Origin of the sequence: Arthrobacter agilis (assembly GCF_002953615.1) — a bacterium.
GTDB lineage: Bacteria > Actinomycetota > Actinomycetes > Actinomycetales > Micrococcaceae > Arthrobacter_D > Arthrobacter_D agilis_B.
On sequence record NZ_CP024915.1, the window covers coordinates 710083 to 726238 of the forward strand.

Annotated in this window: 12 protein-coding genes and 1 tRNA gene; 12 read left to right on the forward strand and 1 reads right to left on the reverse strand. The window is 70.5% G+C overall.

Annotation, left to right across the window (positions count from 1 at the left end; all coding sequences use genetic code 11):
- The 9 genes from CVO76_RS03470 to CVO76_RS03510 all read left to right on the forward strand — a co-directional run.
- A partial coding sequence (locus CVO76_RS03470; RefSeq protein ID WP_208740679.1) for a TatD family hydrolase occupies nucleotides 1–841 on the forward strand: 841 nt, incomplete at its 5' end.
- Nucleotides 842–1241: 400 nt separating this feature from the next.
- Nucleotides 1242–2129, forward strand: coding sequence for a 16S rRNA (adenine(1518)-N(6)/adenine(1519)-N(6))-dimethyltransferase RsmA (gene rsmA, locus CVO76_RS03475; protein WP_208740680.1), 888 nt, complete (start codon nucleotides 1242–1244; stop codon nucleotides 2127–2129).
- Between the two features lie 28 nt (nucleotides 2130–2157).
- Nucleotides 2158–3129: a 4-(cytidine 5'-diphospho)-2-C-methyl-D-erythritol kinase gene (locus CVO76_RS03480; RefSeq protein ID WP_208740681.1), complete on the forward strand. Its 972-nt coding sequence runs from the start codon at nucleotides 2158–2160 to the stop codon at nucleotides 3127–3129.
- Between the two features lie 36 nt (nucleotides 3130–3165).
- A complete protein-coding gene (locus CVO76_RS03485; RefSeq protein WP_208740682.1) occupies nucleotides 3166–4980 on the forward strand; it encodes an ABC-F family ATP-binding cassette domain-containing protein in 1815 nt (604 codons plus the stop codon).
- 33 nt (nucleotides 4981–5013) lie between these two features.
- Nucleotides 5014–6084, forward strand: coding sequence for a glycoside hydrolase family 26 protein (locus tag CVO76_RS03490; RefSeq protein WP_208740683.1), 1071 nt, complete (start codon nucleotides 5014–5016; stop codon nucleotides 6082–6084).
- Between the two features lie 555 nt (nucleotides 6085–6639).
- Nucleotides 6640–7989, forward strand: coding sequence for a glycosyltransferase (locus CVO76_RS03495; protein WP_208740684.1), 1350 nt, complete (start codon nucleotides 6640–6642; stop codon nucleotides 7987–7989).
- The gene (locus tag CVO76_RS03500) at nucleotides 7986–9827 is read left to right on the forward strand and encodes a right-handed parallel beta-helix repeat-containing protein (RefSeq protein ID WP_133082034.1); all 1842 of its coding nucleotides are present in this window, start codon (nucleotides 7986–7988) and stop codon (nucleotides 9825–9827) included. Before CVO76_RS03495 ends, CVO76_RS03500 begins: the two co-directional genes overlap by 4 nt.
- A complete protein-coding gene (locus CVO76_RS03505) occupies nucleotides 9824–10894 on the forward strand; it encodes a right-handed parallel beta-helix repeat-containing protein (protein ID WP_208740685.1) in 1071 nt (356 codons plus the stop codon). Before CVO76_RS03500 ends, CVO76_RS03505 begins: the two co-directional genes overlap by 4 nt.
- A gap of 78 nt (nucleotides 10895–10972) precedes the next feature.
- On the forward strand, nucleotides 10973–12382 hold the full coding sequence (locus tag CVO76_RS03510) for a UDP-glucose dehydrogenase family protein (RefSeq protein WP_208740686.1): 1410 nt from the start codon (nucleotides 10973–10975) through the stop codon (nucleotides 12380–12382).
- A 69-nt stretch (nucleotides 12383–12451) separates the two neighbouring features.
- Here the strand turns inward: CVO76_RS03510 and CVO76_RS17495 are convergent, their stop codons facing one another.
- Nucleotides 12452–13840: a right-handed parallel beta-helix repeat-containing protein gene (locus tag CVO76_RS17495; RefSeq protein WP_208740687.1), complete on the reverse strand. Its 1389-nt coding sequence runs from the start codon at nucleotides 13838–13840 to the stop codon at nucleotides 12452–12454.
- Between the two features lie 291 nt (nucleotides 13841–14131).
- Between CVO76_RS17495 and CVO76_RS03520 the strand changes: the two genes are divergently transcribed.
- The 3 genes from CVO76_RS03520 to prs all read left to right on the forward strand — a co-directional run.
- A tRNA-Gln gene (locus CVO76_RS03520) sits at nucleotides 14132–14203 on the forward strand.
- Between the two features lie 173 nt (nucleotides 14204–14376).
- The gene (glmU, locus tag CVO76_RS03525; protein WP_244186293.1) at nucleotides 14377–15804 is read left to right on the forward strand and encodes a bifunctional UDP-N-acetylglucosamine diphosphorylase/glucosamine-1-phosphate N-acetyltransferase GlmU; all 1428 of its coding nucleotides are present in this window, start codon (nucleotides 14377–14379) and stop codon (nucleotides 15802–15804) included.
- A partial coding sequence (prs, locus tag CVO76_RS03530; protein ID WP_208740688.1) for a ribose-phosphate diphosphokinase occupies nucleotides 15801–16156 on the forward strand: 356 nt, incomplete at its 3' end. The genes glmU and prs, both read left to right, overlap by 4 nt.

Genomic DNA, 16156 nt, shown 5'->3' on the forward strand with positions numbered 1-16156 from the left:
GCGGCGGCGCAAGGGCGGCTACCCGCCGCTGCCGGAACCGTTGCCCGTCCCCGTCCTCGACAACCACACGCATTTCGACTTCCGCGAGGGGCCCGTGCAGGTGACGATCGCCGAAGCCCTAGACGCGGCCGAGGCCGCCGGGGTCAGGGGCGCGGTGCAGGTCGGCACCGACCTCGCGTCCTCCCGCTTCACCGCCGCCGTCGTCGAGCAGGACCGGCGGCTCCTCGGCGCCGTGGCCCTGCACCCCAACGATGCTCCGCTGCTCGCCGCGGAGGGGGCACTCGATGCCGCGCTCGAGGAGATCGAGCACCTCGCCGCCGGCCCGCGCATCCGCGCCCTGGGGGAGACCGGCCTGGACTACTTCCGGACCGGCGAGGACGGGCGCGGCAGCCAGCTCGTGTCCTTCCGCAGCCACATCGACATCGCCAAGCGGCTCGGCAAGGCACTCCAGATCCACGACCGCGACGCACACGACGACGTCGTCCGGACGCTGCTCGCCGACGGAGCCCCCGAGCGGGTCGTCCTGCACTGCTTCTCGGGGGACGCGGACCTCGCGCGGACCTGCAACGAGCACGGCTGGTACATGTCCTTCGCCGGGACGGTGACCTTCAAGAACGCCGACACCCTGCGGGACGCCCTGCTCGCCGCCGACCCGGCGCTCGTCCTGACCGAGACCGATGCGCCGTTCCTGACGCCCCACCCCTACCGCGGCCGGCCCAACGCCTCCTACGCGGTGCCCTACACGGTCAGGGCCATGGCGGGCATCCTGGGGACCGACCTCGACGCCCTCTGCGCCCGGCTGACGGCGAACACCGAGGCCGTCTACGGCAGCTGGACCTGATCCGGCAGCCGGGTCCACCGGCCCCCGTATCGGCGCCAGGTAGCGGGAGCGGGTAGTACCGGGGCCGGTTTCCGAGTACCCCTTCCGCGAAGTCGGGTGGAGGGCACTCGTGCCCTGCGGCGTCCTTCTTCGTAATGTTCTCGACGGGGAGCATCGCCCGCCCGCCATCGCGCCGTGGCCGGCATGCCCTTCCAGCACCGTCCTTCTCGTGAGACCGGAAGACGGCGGTGTGCCCGACGGCTTCCCTCCCCAGCCGGGAAGCCGTGCCTCCGCGGGTCGGTGGCGCCGGAACCCTCCTGAGATCAGGGTTCGCACGAGGCGTCGCCGGCCCGCGGGGCGGACGACGCCGGCCGGGAGCCGCGCAGCGGGGACCGGGCTCCCGGACCGATACGATTGCAGGGTGACAACGCCCCCCGCCGCACACCAGCCCGCGCCCCTCTTCGGAGCCGCAGACATCCGGCGCCTGGCGGCCGAGGTGGACATCCGACCCACGAAGACCCTGGGGCAGAACTTCGTCATCGACGGCAACACCATCCGCCGTATCGTCGCGGCCGCGAACCTCGATGCGGGCGAGACCGTCCTCGAGGTGGGGCCGGGACTCGGGTCCCTGACGCTCGGCCTGCTCGACGCCGCCGAACGCGTCGTCGCCGTCGAGATTGACCCGGTCCTGGCCGGGAAACTGCCCGACACGGTCGCGCGCTGGCGGCCCGACCGCGCGGATGCCTTCGACGTCGTCCTCCAGGACGCCCTGCGCGTGACGGAACTGCCGCACCCGCCCACGGCGCTCGTCGCCAATCTGCCGTACAACGTCGCCGTCCCCGTGGTCCTCAACCTCCTCGAGCGCTTCCCGTCCCTCCGGCACGGGCTCGTGATGGTGCAGGACGAGGTGGCCGACCGGCTCGCTGCTCCTCCCGGCTCGAAGACCTACGGCGTACCGTCCGTCAAGGCAGCCTGGTACTCGAGCATGGCGAAGGCGGGGGTCGTGGGCATGAACGTGTTCTGGCCGGCACCGAAGATCGCCTCGGGCCTCGTCCGCTTCACGCGCAGGGAGCCGCCCGCGACAAGCGCCACCCGGAAGCAGGTGTTCGCCGTCATCGACGCCGCGTTCGCCCAGCGCCGGAAGACCCTGCGGGCGGCGCTCGCGGGCTGGGCGGGCAGCCCCGTCCTCGCGGAGGAGGCGCTGCGCGCCGCCGGCGTGGACCCGACCGTCCGCGGCGAGGTCCTCGACATCATGGCGTTCGCGCGCATCGCGGAAGCCCGCGCGATGGCCGCGGACTCCCCGGCATGAACTGAGCGGGTGGGTTAGGTTGGTGGGTATGGTCCCGGGCAGAACAGTCGACAAGCGCCCCGGCGCCCGCTCCGTCCGCGTGAAGGCCCCCGGGAAGATCAACGTCGCCCTCCGGGTCGGCCCTCCGCGCGAGGACGGGTACCACGGGATCGCCAGCGTCTTCCTCGCGGTCTCCCTGTACGAGGAGGTCACCGCCACGGAGGTCCCCGGGGACGGCATCAGCGTCACGGTGAACGCCGCGGGCACCCTCAACCTCCCCGCCGACTCGATCCCGCTCGACCGGACCAATCTCGCGGTGCGCGCCGCGGAGCTCCTGGCCGAGGTCAGTCCGGGCTGGTCGGGGGTCCACCTCGACATCACCAAGCGTGTCCCCATCTCCGGCGGGATGGGCGGCGGCTCCGCCGATGCCGCTGCTGCCCTCCTGGCCTGTGATGCCCTGTGGGGGAGCGGCTTCTCGCGCGACGAGCTGGCCAAGATCGCCGTCGACCTCGGCGCCGACGTGCCGTTCGCGCTCGTCGGCGGCACCGCCGTCGGACTCGGCGTGGGCGACCAGCTCACTCCCGCCATCTCGAAGACGCCCCTGCACTGGGTACTGGTGACCTCGGACTACGGGCTGTCCACACCCGAGGTCTACCGGCGGCTCGACCACATCCGGCTCCGGAACGGTGTGGAGCCCGATCCCCAGCCGTCCATCGATGCCGCGATCCTCGGGGCCATGCGCGCGGGGGACGCCCTCGGACTGGCCCCGCTGCTCCACAACGACCTCCAGCAGGCCTCCCTCGAACTCGCACCCGGGCTGGGCGATATCCTTGAGAGGGGCAAGGCCGCGGGCGCGCTGGCCGGGATCGTCTCCGGCTCCGGACCGACGATCGCCTTCCTGACGCAGAGTTCCGGCCACGCGGCCGAACTCGAGTCCCTCCTCAGCACCGAGGGACTGCAGGCGTCGTCCGTGCACGGCCCGGCACACGGGGCGCGCATCGCCACAGATTTCGCGGCCTGACCGCGCTCTCCCGTTCCAACCGAAAGCAGCATCTCCTTGGCACACCTCCTCGGCGCGGAAAACCTCAGCGTCGCCTTCGTCACCCGCACCATCCTCGACAACGTGTCCCTCGGTCTCGAGGACGGCGACCGCATCGGCATGGTGGGCCGCAACGGCGACGGCAAGTCCACCCTCATGCGCCTGCTCGCGCAGCGCGGCACCCCCGATTCCGGCCGCGTGACCAAGCGCCGCGACGTCTCCGTGGGCTATCTGGACCAGTCGGACGTGCTCGACGGCGACCTCGAGGTGGGCCGCGCGATCGTGGGCGACCAGGCGGACCACGAATGGGCCTCGAACCCGAAGATCCGCGACGTCATGGGCGGGCTCGTGTCCGAGGTGGACTGGCACGCCCGGGTGTCCTCCCTCTCCGGCGGGCAGAAGCGGCGCGTGGCCCTCGCCAAGCTGCTCATCGGCGACGACGACGTCATCATGCTCGACGAGCCCACCAACCACCTCGACGTCGAAGGCGTCGCCTGGCTGGCCACCCACCTCAAGCAGCGCTGGCGTGCCACCGAGGGCGGCCTGCTCGTCGTCACCCACGACCGCTGGTTCCTCGACGAGATCTGCAACCACACGTGGGAAGTCCACGACGCCATGGTCGACGACTTCGACGGCGGCTATGCCGCCTACGTCCTCGCGCGCGCCGAGCGGGACCGGATGGCCTCCGTCGTCGAGTCCAAGCGCGTGCAGCTCGTCAAGAAGGAGCTCGCGTGGCTGCGCCGTGGTGCTCCGGCCCGGACCGCCAAGCCGAAGTTCCGCATCGAAGCGGCCAACGAGCTCATCGCGGACGTCCCCGAGCCGCGGGACTCCCTCGCCCTCAGCAAGATGGCCATGTCCCGGCTCGGCAAGGACGTCCTGGACCTCGAGGACGTGAGCCTGACCCTCGACGACGGCGAGGACCGGCAGCTGTTCGACAAGATCACGCTGAGGCTGGCGCCGGGCCAGCGCCTCGGGCTCGTCGGGGTCAACGGATCCGGGAAGACGACCCTGCTGCGGCTCCTCAACGGCGAGGTGAAGCCCTCGGCCGGCAAAGTGAAGAAGGGCAAGACCGTCCAGACCGCCGTGCTGTCGCAGGAGGTGCGCGAGCTCGACGACGTCAGCAACAGCCGGGTCATCGAGGTGATCGAGTCCGAGAAGCGCGTCTTCGCCGTCGGCGGCAAGGAGGTCTCGGCGAGCCAGCTCGTGGAGCAGCTCGGGTTCACCAACGAGAAGCAGTGGACGCGCGTCAGCGAACTCTCCGGCGGCGAGCGCCGCCGCCTGCAGCTGCTCCGGCTGCTCGTGGGGGAACCGAACGTCCTGATGCTCGACGAGCCGACCAACGACCTCGACACCGACACGCTCTCGGCGATCGAGGACGTGCTGGACGGCTGGCCCGGAACACTCGTGGTGGTCTCGCACGACCGCTATCTGCTCGAACGCGTGACCGACAGCCAGATGGCGCTGCTCGGCGACGGACGCCTGCGCGACCTGCCCGGCGGCGTGGACCAGTACCTCGACCTGCGCAACGCCGCCGGCCCGATGACCGCGACGGGAAGCGCCGCGTCCCCCGCCGTGAGCGGTGGTTCCTCCTCGGAATCCTCGGAGGCGGAGCTGCGGCAGGCCCGCAAGGACCTCGCCCGCATCGAACGGCAGATCACCAAGGTGGACGCTCAGAAGGGCAGGCTGCAGGAGCAGATGAACGCCGCCGGGGCGAAGCCCGACGCCGACTTCGAGCACATCGCGGGACTCAACGCGCGCCTGCAGGAGCTGCAGTCGGAGATCGAGGACCTCGAGGGCCAGTGGATGGAAGCCGCCGAGGTCCTGGGGGAGTAGGGCTCCGCGGTGCGGACGACGGGAGGAACCACGATGGGTCGGAAGGCCGTCCTCGCCCTGGTGGCGGTGCTCACCGTCTGCCTCGGCGTCGTGCTGTTCCTGCCTCGTCCGGCAGGCACGCAGGCCGGACACGAGCAGGACGACGTCCAGGCGGATGCGTGCGGGAACGTGCGGTCGGGAGAGATCGCACCGGCCGCCCGGTCCCTGCCGGCCTCCGGCGGCCCGGCCCCCGCCGGTCTTCCGCCCATCAGTGGCGAGCGTCCCGCCCTCGGCATCGCGACGGAGGGCGGATTCGGCTCGCCCGCGCAGTGGGACGAGGCCGCCCGGGCCCTGGGTGAGAGCCCGTCCCTGATCATGGCCTACTCCGATTTCACGGCGCCCCTACCGGTCGCGGGCCTGGAGGCCGTCGCCGCGCGAGGGGCCACGCCGGTGCTGACGTGGGAACCGTGGGAGCCCGCAGCCGGTCCAGGCCAGACGCGCTTCGCGCTGGCCGGCATCGCGGCCGGCCACCACGACGCCTACCTGCAGCAGTGGGCCGCGAGCATGCGTTCCTACGGGAGACCCGTCCTGCTCCGCTTCGCGCACGAGATGAACTCCCCCTGGTATCCGTGGGGGGCGGGTACCAACGGCAACACGCCCGCCGACTACGTCGCCGCGTGGCGCCACGTGCACGGCCTGTTCGACGCCGCCGGCGTGGACAACGTCTCGTGGGTCTGGAACCCCGAGGCCCCGGACTGCGACTCGCGGCCCCTGGCGGCCTTCTACCCGGGGCACGACTATGTCGATGTCGTCGGCCTGGACGGGTACAACTGGGGCACCTCCCGCGAGAACGAGACGTGGCGGACCCCCGAGGAGATCTTCGCCGAAGGGCTGCACCAACTGCGCCGGCTGGCGCCCGGCAGCCCCGTTCTGATCGGCGAGACGGCCTCGACCGACGAGGGCGGTTCGAAGCCGGCCTGGACGGAGGAACTGGTGGAGTACCTCGCCGCCCAGCCCGATGTGCAGGCCTTCGTCTGGTTCGACCACGACAAGGAGTCCGACTGGCGCTTCGCCAGCAGCGACGCGTCACGCGAGGCTCTTCGCGCTGCTCTCGCCTCGCGGTGATGCCGCTGGTGGCGATCGCCCTGCCGTCCCCCGCCGTCGGCACACGCGCCCCATGAACGTCGAGTTAATTCTGGTCACATCCGTGCCACGGAGCGTTGCCCCCAAGTAGCGGTCACGCTTCGCGTGCCGGCTTCGTCCCCGGCAACCGGACACCACCTCCGTCCGGCGCTGCCGCGCAACCCGTCCCGGCGGCTCCCTGCAGCAAACGCGCAGGTCAGGCCGCGGATGACTGCCGGGGGCGGGGTGTCCCTCGACGCCGGGGGATCCTGCCCGGCCCTACCGGGCGTCGTCGCCGGCGGTGGCGCACGAGTCCCGACAGGCGGACGGACTCGCAGGAAAACGCAGGTAGGACCAAGTAGGAGCGGCATTTTTTCGGGTAGCACCCGGGTAGCACAGGGGCTGTCAGATCGCCCTACCCTCGAAAGAGAAGGGTCCTGATGATTCGCCGGGACCAGGCGCCCCGTCTGCACGCGGTCCAGCTGCTGCAGGACGGAGGACGCCCCTCGCCCGATGACGTGCACTCCGCCAGCCGTCCGATCCTGCCCAAGGACACCCATGCACCTTCCGTATGCCGTCAGCACCGCCTCCGCCCCCGAGGTGGGTCTCGATGCCCTCCGCACCTCCTGGTCCGCCTGGACCGCCAGCCTCGACTGGACGGATGTCAGCGCCTTCTGGGCCGAGGTCTCCCCCTACTTCCCCGTCGCCGTCGCCGGGGCCATCGTCTGGGGCCTCTGGCTCTACCGGTTCATCCTGTCCCATCGGGCCAAGCCCATCGTCACCGACCACCGGGCGACGACGTCCGTGGTGGTGCCGTCCTTCCACGAGGACCCCGACATCCTCATGAGCGCCCTCGAGTCGTGGCGAGCACAGCACCCCGACGAGATCATCATCGTCCTCGACGTCGAGGACCTCGATGCCTACGCCCGCATCGAAGCCCTGCAGGACCCCACGATCACGCCGATCCTCTTCCACCACGTGGGCAAGCGGTCCGCCCTCGGCGCAGGGATCCGCCTCGCGAAGCACGACATCCTGGTGCTCACCGACTCGGACACCTGGTGGCAGCCGGATCTCCTGCGGAACGTCCAGATGCCCTTCATCGATCCGCTCGTCGGTGCGGTGGGCACCCACCAGACGGTCTACATGCGGGAGACGAGCGTCTGGAGGCGCATCGCCGACTGGCTCGTGAACCTCAGGTACCTCGACTACGTCCCCGCCATGGGTGCGGCCGGCGCCGTCCCGTGCATCTCCGGCAGGACGGCCGTCTACCGTCGATCCGCCGTCCTGCCCGTCCTCGAGCACCTCGAGAACGAGTACTTCCTCGGGAAGCGCTGCATCTCGGGCGACGACGGACGGCTCACCTGGCTCGTCCTCGCCTCCGGCTACAAGACCGTGCACCAGTCGACGGCACGCGCGCTGTCCATGTTCCCCGCCAGCTTCCGGGCCTTCGTGAAGCAGCGCGTGCGGTGGAGCCGCAACTCCTACCGCTGCTACCTGACCGCCATCGGTACGGGCTGGCTCTGGCGGGTCCCCTTCATCACGAAGGTGACGGTCCTGCAGATCCTGCTGACGCCGGTGACCATGGGCCTGACCATGTTCTACCTGATCTTCAACCGCCTGGACTTCACCGTGCTCGGCGTCTCGGCCGCGGTGTGCTGGCTGCTGCTCGGCCGTGGGATCCGCGGCATCTCCCACCTCCGCCGCCACCCCCGCGACATCCTCATCCTGCCGGTGCTCGCCTTCGCGGTCATCCTCGTGGCCCTGCCCATCAAGCTCTACGCCTTCGCCACCATGAACAAGCAGGGCTGGCTGACGCGGCACGCGAACCAGATCGGCGGCGACGGCCAGGACGCCGTCAGCCTCGAGACCGGGACCGCCGCCAAGAGCGGACAGGAGATCGTGGCATGAGCAGCAGGAAACCCGTCCTCCTCAGCCTCCTCGCCCTCGTCTTCATCGCGCTCGTCGGCGCCGGCTTCATCGCGGCGGGCAACCTGTGGAAGAAGTCCGAGGCCGACGCCGTCGGGCGGAACGAGATCGCCGCCAACGGCAACATCCAGGGCGAACTGTATACGGGCGACCCCCGCAGCGAGGCGAGGATCGTCCAGAGCGAGGAGGAGCGCCTCGTCTACGTCCGGACCATCGCCTCCGCGGCGCGGTGGCGCGTCGACGGCCTCGAAGGGCCGTACCGCCTCCACACGGGAGCCACCAATACCCTCGTCCTGCCGGCCCGCACCATCCCGTACACCGCGGCGGACCTCCTGCAGCTCGCACCCGACACCTTCAAGCAACTGGCATCGTCCACGTACATGCTCACCGAGAACATCGTGGTGCTACCCGGCGCGACGCTCTCGTTCAGCGGGGGAGAGGGAATCACCGTCCGCCTGGAGAGCAACAAGGACGCGTTCGTGTCGATCGTCGCGCTCGGCGGGTCGCTCGCCGTCGCGGGCACCGAGGAGTCGGACGTCGAGATCACCAGCTGGAACGGCGCCGGAGCGGACACCGACACGGCCGACGGGCGTGCCTACGTCCGCGTCATCGGTGGCCACGCCTCGTTCTCGCACGCCACCGTGTCCTCGCTCGGATTCTGGAGCGGCAACACGGGCGGTCTCGCCCTGACCGGGACGGACACGGCCGGCACCTTCCAGGACTCGCCGGCGACGGCCGAACCCGCCGCGCCCGCGGGTGCCCGCCTGCTGCCGGAGGAGGACCTCAAGTCCCTCGCCGACCAGACGGACCTCGACTACAGCGTGGTGACGGCGGGCATCGACAACCTGACCGTCCGGGACAACGCCTTCGGCCTCTTCGTCACCAACGCCCGCGACGTCGCCATCCGCGACACCACCATCAGCGGGAGCCTCGTCGACGGCCTGGTGCTCCACCGGTCCGTGACCGATGCGACCATCACCGGCACGACGTCCTCGGACAACGCGGTCGACGGCATCAGCGTGGGACGCTCCAGCACGCGCGTCCAGCTGCAGGACGTGACGGCGAGCGGCAACGGCCGGAACGGGGTCTCCCTCGACGGACAGCCGCTCGCGGACGGCCCGAACGCCGTCGGGACCGCCGTGGTCACCTACGGCGGGAACCGTGTGGTCAAGAGCACCGTCGTCGACAACGGCCGCTACGGCATCGAGGTCAGCGGCGGCAACAACCTGCGCGTGACGGGCAATGCCATCCGCGGCAACGAGGTCGGCGTGGTGGTGAACTACGGAGCCACGGGCGTGAGCATCATCGACAACGAGATCCGGGACCAGGAGCTGCAGGGCGTCGCCGTCCGCGACACGGGTGCGACCGCCGACATCCGCCGGAACACCATCTCGGGCGGCGACACCGGCGTGTACATCCGGGACGCGTCGGCCGCGGTCAGCGGCAACACCATGTCCTCGCTGTCCGGGCACGGCGTCTCCCTGGTCGGCAGCGTGCCGGACACCAAGGTCGCAGGGAACGACGTCGGCGGCTACGGCACGGTGGCGATCTGGGACGAGACCTCCACGGGCGCCGTCGTGGAGGAGAACGAGCTGCTGAACTGGCACCCGGCGCCCACCGTCCACAGCGTGGTGAACTCCGTCTTCCAGCCGCTCACCTTCGTCTGGCTGCTGCTCGGCGCGCTGCTCGTCGCGACGGCCTTCACCCGCAAGAGGCACCTGCGGGTCCGCACCATCCGCAATCCCTACGAGGAGCGGGTCCCGCTCACGGCCCTCAGCCGCGGGATCGTGCGCATCGACGACGTCCGGCGCACCCGGTGAACCGCCGGGGAAGGATCACAGCGCTGGTCCTCGCCGCCCTGGCGCTCGTCGTGGCCGCCGTCGTCGTGGTCGTGGGACTGAACGGGTCCGGTGGCAAGGGGGTCGGCCGCGACCAGGACCCGCGGCCCCGGCCGACGGTGGATGCTCCTCCGGCGCCCGCGCCGATCGAGACACCGGCGGAATGCCCGGAGCCGACGGTGCGGGTGGCCAACTCGACGGATCTCGGGAACGCGCTCGACGCCGCGCGGCCGGGCGACGTCATCGGCCTCGCGGCGGGCGTCTACACCGGCAATTTCACGGCGACCGCCACCGGGACCGCCGAGGAGCCCATCACCCTGTGCGGTGACACCGAGAGCATCCTCGACGGCGGCACCACCGATGACGGCTACGTGTTCCACCTCGAGGACTCCGCCTACTGGGTGCTGCAGGGGTTCACGGTGCGCAACGGCCAGAAGGGGGTCATGGTGGACCAGAGCACCAACACCCTGATCACCGGTCTCACGGTCACCACGACCGGGGACGAGGCGATCCACCTGCGGAAGTTCAGTACCGACAACCGCGTGATCGGCAACACGATCAGCGACACCGGTCTGCGGAAGCCCAAGTTCGGCGAGGGCGTCTATGTCGGCACCGCCGAGAGCAACTGGTGCGACATCAGCAACTGCGAACCGGACCGGAGCGACCGCAACGAGATCTCCGGGAACACGATCTCCGGCACGACCTCGGAGAACGTGGACATCAAGGAAGGCACGTCGGACGGGATCCTGCGGGCCAACAGCTTCGACGGCTCCGGGATCGTCGAGGCCGACTCCTGGGTGGACGTCAAGGGCCGGGGCTGGATCATCGCCGAGAACACCGGCGCCGACTCGCCCCAGGACGGGTTCCAGACCCACGAGATCGTGGACGGCTGGGGCACCGAGAACGTCTTCCGCGACAACGTGGCCCAGGTCAACGGGCCCGGCCTGGGCTACTCGCTGAAGCCCGTGCGCGACAACGTGGTCGAGTGCAGCAACACCGCCGCCGGTGCAGGAGAAGGGCTGTCCAACGAACCCTGCACATCCGGCTGACCCGGCTTCCGTCCCGCACCGCTTCCCTCCCGTATCCACCGACAATCCGCGCTATTCCTACCGGAAAGAGGACCAACGATGAACAGTTCCCATGAGAACGACCAGCCCGCACCCCGCGTGACCGTGATCGGCACCGGCTACCTCGGGGCGACCCACGCCGTCTGCATGGCCATCATGGGCTTCGACGTCCTGGGCGTCGACGTGGACCAGCGCAAGATCGACATGCTGTCCGCCGGCAAGGTGCCGTTCTTCGAGCCGGGGCTGCCCGAGAAGCTCGAGGAGGCGCTCGCGTCCGGCCGCCTGCGCTTCAGCACCGATTTCGACGAGGCGGCGTCCTTCGGCGACGTGCACTTCGTCTGCGTCGGAACGCCGCAGGCGCCCGACTCCTCCGCAGCGGACCTCCGCTACGTCGATGCCGCGTTCACGGCGCTGGCCACGCGCATCGACCGGAAGGCCCTGCTCGTGGGCAAGTCGACGGTGCCGATCGGTACGGCCGCGCGCATCACGACGATGGTGCAGTCCATCTCACCGCTCGGCGCCGAACTCGAACTCGCCTGGAACCCCGAGTTCCTGCGCGAGGGCTTCGCCGTCCAGGACACGCTCTTCCCTGACCGCCTCGTCTTCGGCGTCAGCTCCGACTGGGCCGAGCAGCAGCTCCGCCGGGTCTTCGAGCCCATCCTCGACCTCGACACGCCGCTGATCGTCGCGGACCTGGCGACCTCCGAGCTGGTCAAGGTCGCGGCCAACTCCTTCCTCGCCACGAAGATCTCCTTCATCAACGCGATGGCGGAGATCTGCGAGGCCACCGGCGCCGACGTCAACCACCTCGCCAAGGCCCTCAGCCTGGACGACCGCATTGGCGGCCGCTTCCTCAAGCCGGGACTAGGATTCGGCGGAGGCTGCCTGCCCAAGGACATCCGGGCCTTCAAGCACCGCGCCGAAGAGCTGGGCGTCGGACAGGCCGTCAGCTTCCTGGGGGAGGTCGATTCGATCAACAACCGTCGCCGCGTGCGCACGGTGGACCTGATCCGCGAACTGGCCGGCGGATCCCTGGCCGGCGTCCGCGTCGCGGCCCTCGGTGCGGCGTTCAAGCCCAACTCCGACGACGTCCGTGACGCCCCCGCCCTGGACGTCGCCCGCCTGCTGTACCTGGAGGGCGCGATCGTCTCCGTCTACGACCCCGAGGCGAACGCGAACGCCCACCGTGCCTACCCCGACCTCAACTACGTCGGCTCCATGGCCGAAGCGGTGGACAAGGCCGACGTCGTCGCCCTGCTCACCGAGTGGTCGGAATTCCGCAATGCGGATCCCGACACCCTCGGCGCCCTCGTCAGCCACCGCCGGATCCTCGACGGGCGGCATGCGCTGAACGCCAACGACTACACGTCGAAGGGCTGGCAGTACCGGGCCCTCGGACGGCCGGCGCAGGCCGCGACGGTGGAACTCGCGAGCGACGTGCGCGACGAGACGCCGACGCTGGCCGGGTAGGCGCGAGCGACGGAACGACCGGGGCCGGGTGGGGAGATCCCACCCGGCCCCGGTCGTTCCGCCGCGCTGCTAGCGGCAGGCGATGTTGCTCAGCCCGCGGGCCGCACCGCTCGACGCGCACGCGATCGTGGTGTTCAGTGACGCCGACTGGACCCAGACCTCGTAGCCCGGCACGCCACCCTGCACGGTGTTGCCCCTGAAGACGTTGCCGGTGCCCCAGCCCGCGAGGACCGAGTGCACCTGGAACGCGTCGAGCCTGGTACCGAGGCCGGAGTTGCCCTCGATGCGGTATCCGTTGCCCTTCACGTCGATCCAGGAGTCCGCGTAGTTCGCGCCGGACATGCCGGAGTTGGTGAACACGTTGCCGGCGATCACGCCACCCGTGGTCCCCTCCTTGATGTCGACGCCCTCGGCGGAGGTGTTGGTGATGCGGTTGCCGCGCACCGTGATGCGGTCCGACCGGTCGGGAGCGCCGGCGGTCCAGTTGCTCTTGGCGCTGCCCAGGTAGACGCCCTCGCCGTACTCGGGCTGCTTCAGGCCCGTGTCGTGGATGGAGGAGTCGACGATCGCGCCGTCGGCGCTGCCGGACCGGAAGTGCACTGCTTCGGCGCCGATGGTGCCGACGTCGACCCCACTGATGACCGTGTGCTTCGAGCCGTCGAGGACGATGCCTTTCGCCGAGGACGCGACCGAGATGCCGGTGATGCGCCAGTTCGAGCCGGTGACGTGCAGGCCGTAGCCGGACGCCGTCGAACCCGTGGAGAGGACCGCGTTGCGCGATCCGCGCAGCGTGATCGGGGCCGCCGCCGTACCCGAGGCCGACGCCGTGAAGGCGCCGATGTAGCGTCCGTCGCGCAGTTCGATGACCTGGCCGGGTCGCGCGGACGCGAGGGCGGACTTGAGGGCGGCTGCGGTCGAGACCTGCACGACGCCGGCCGGAGCGGCAGGCGCCGGCTTCGGGGCGGGCGTCGCGGGCTTCGGGGCGGGCGTCGACACGACGGGCTTCGCGGGCTTCGGGGCGGGCGTCGACACGACGGGCTTCGCGGGCTTCGGGGCGGGCGTCGACACGACGGGCTTCGCGGGCTTCACGGGCTGAGCTGCGGCCGCGACGGAGAAGGACACGGTGGCCTCCTGTCGTCCGGCGGGCGTCTCCCACCGGGCATTGAGCTTATGCTTTCCGGCTCCCGTGGTCACGGGCCAGGAGTAGGGCGCGGTCCTGTCCTGGCCGAGGTAGGTCCCGTCGAGCTTGAACTTGACGGTGGAGCCGGCCGGGGCGTCGACGGTCGTCGTGAAGCTCCCGTCCGGCTGGACGGTGCCGACCAGGGCGGCACCGTCGGCGAGGACCGTCGCCGGGGCGGCGTGCGCGGGAAGAGCGAGGACGGATGCGGCGATAGCGGCGATGGCTGCGCCGGCCGCGGTGCGCGCGGCGACGGCGCGCAGCATGGAGGAGGAGTTCATGCGGTTCTTTCTGGTGAGACCTACCCGCACTCCGCGGGCCAGTGCAGCGAGGCTACAACCCGCGGACCGCAGCCCCTACCGTTCGGCGCCGGTCCTTGCAAGAAATTCCGCATCCTTCGCAAAAGCTTGCAATCCCTTGTGACCCGAGGGCGGAGGTCTTCGAGAAGCGGTCGATCCGGCCTCCGTGTCGGCCCCGGTGCGTGCCGAGGGGAGTCGCCCACGTCCCGGGAGCATGGCAAACTAGATAACCGTGCGCAGGTGCCCCTCCCCGGAGGTGTCACCTCCGCACGGTCCGCCCTGGTGTAACGGCAGCACCCCAGCCTTTGGAGCTGTGGAGTATAGGTTCGAATCCTATGGGCGGAACGGCGCAAGCCCCGGCACGGCGTTCCCCGAGGGGACGCGGCGCCGGCCACGAGACCACAGGTAGGAGTGCCCGCTTCGTGAGCCACCAGAACGAAGGAACCCCCGTGACGTCCCAGGACATCCTGAACCAACCGGCGGCGGTCATCGTCCTGGCGGCCGGGGCGGGAACGCGCATGAGATCGCGCACGCCGAAGATCCTCCACACCCTCGGCGGGCGCTCGATGGTGGGTCACGCCCTCGCCGCGGTCAGGGGCCTCGCTCCACGCGAACTGGCCGTCGTGGTACGCCACGAACGCGACCTCGTCGCAGGTCACGTCGCCGCCATCGATCCCGCAGCCCTGCTCGTCGACCAGGACGAGGTCCCCGGTACCGGACGCGCGGTACAGGTGGCGCTCGAGGCGCTCGACGCGAGCAGGGGGACCATCGAGGGCACCGTCGTCGTCACCTACGGGGACGTGCCGCTGCTGGAGGCGTCCACCCTGCGGGATCTGATCGGCGCCCACACGCAGGGGGGGAACGCCGTCACGGTCCTCACCGCCGAGCTCGACGACGCCACGGGGTACGGACGCATCGTCCGTGCCGAGGACGGCTCCGTGCTCGGGATCGTGGAGCACAAGGACGCCGACGACGCCCAGCGGTCGATCCGCGAGGTCAACTCCGGCATCTATGCCTTCGATGCCGCCGTGCTGAGGACCGCGCTGGGTCGGATCGATGCGAGCAACGCCCAGGGCGAGCTCTACCTGACGGACGTCCTCGGCGTCGCCCGCGCCGACGGCGGACGCGTCGCCGGCCTCCTCGTGCAGGACCGCTGGCAGGTCGAGGGCGCCAACGACCGCGTGCAGCTCGCCCACCTCGGGGCCGAGCTCAACCGAAGGACGCTCGAGCGGTGGATGCGTGCCGGCGTCAGCATCCTCGACCCGGCCACCACCTGGATCGACACGGCGGTCGAACTCGACGAGGACGTCACCGTGCTCCCCGGGACCCAACTGCACGGCGCCACCGTCATCGCACGCGACGCCGTCATCGGGCCCGACACCACGCTGACGGATGTGGTCGTGGGGGAGGGTGCCCACGTCGTCCGGACCCACGGCAGCGGCTCGCGGATCGGAGCGGGAGCGAGCGTCGGCCCCTTCACCTACCTGCGGCCCGGGACCGTCCTCGGCGAGGACGGCAAGATCGGCGCGTTCTACGAGACCAAGAACGTCACGGTGGGCCGGGGCTCCAAGCTGTCCCATCTCGGCTACGCCGGTGATGCCGAGATCGGCGAGTACACGAATATCGGCTGCGGCAACATCACGGCGAACTACGACGGCGTGGACAAGCATCGGACCGTCATCGGATCCCACGTCCGGACGAGTTCCAACACCGTCTTCGTCGCCCCCGTCACGGTGGGCGACGGCGCCTACACGGGCGCCGGGGCGGTCGTCCGGAAGGACATACCGGCCGGAGCCCTCGGACTGAGCATCGCCCCACAGCGCAACATCGAGGGTTGGACCGCAGCGAAGCGCCCCGGCACGGCAGCGGCGGAGGCAGCGGGCTCCACCACGCCGGGGACCCCCACACCAGACGCACACGAACCACAGGAAAGCGGTCAGGCATGAGCGAGATCACGGCACGCGGCGAGAAGAAACTGGTCCTGGCATCAGGGCGTGCGCACCCCGAGCTGGCGGAGGAGATCGCGTCATGGCTCGGCACCGAGCTCCTCCCGGTGTCGGCGTACGATTTCGCGAACGGCGAGATCTACGTCCGGTCGGGTGAGAGCGTCCGCGGTACCGACGTCTTCGTCATCCAGGCGCACCCGGCTCCCCTCAACAACTGGCTCATGGAGCAGCTCATCATGGTCGACTCCCTGAAGAGGGCGTCGGCGAAGCGCATCACCGTCGTCTCCCCGTTCTACCCCTACGCGCGCCAGGACAAGAAGGGCCGCGGCCGCGAGCCCATCTCCGCGGGCCC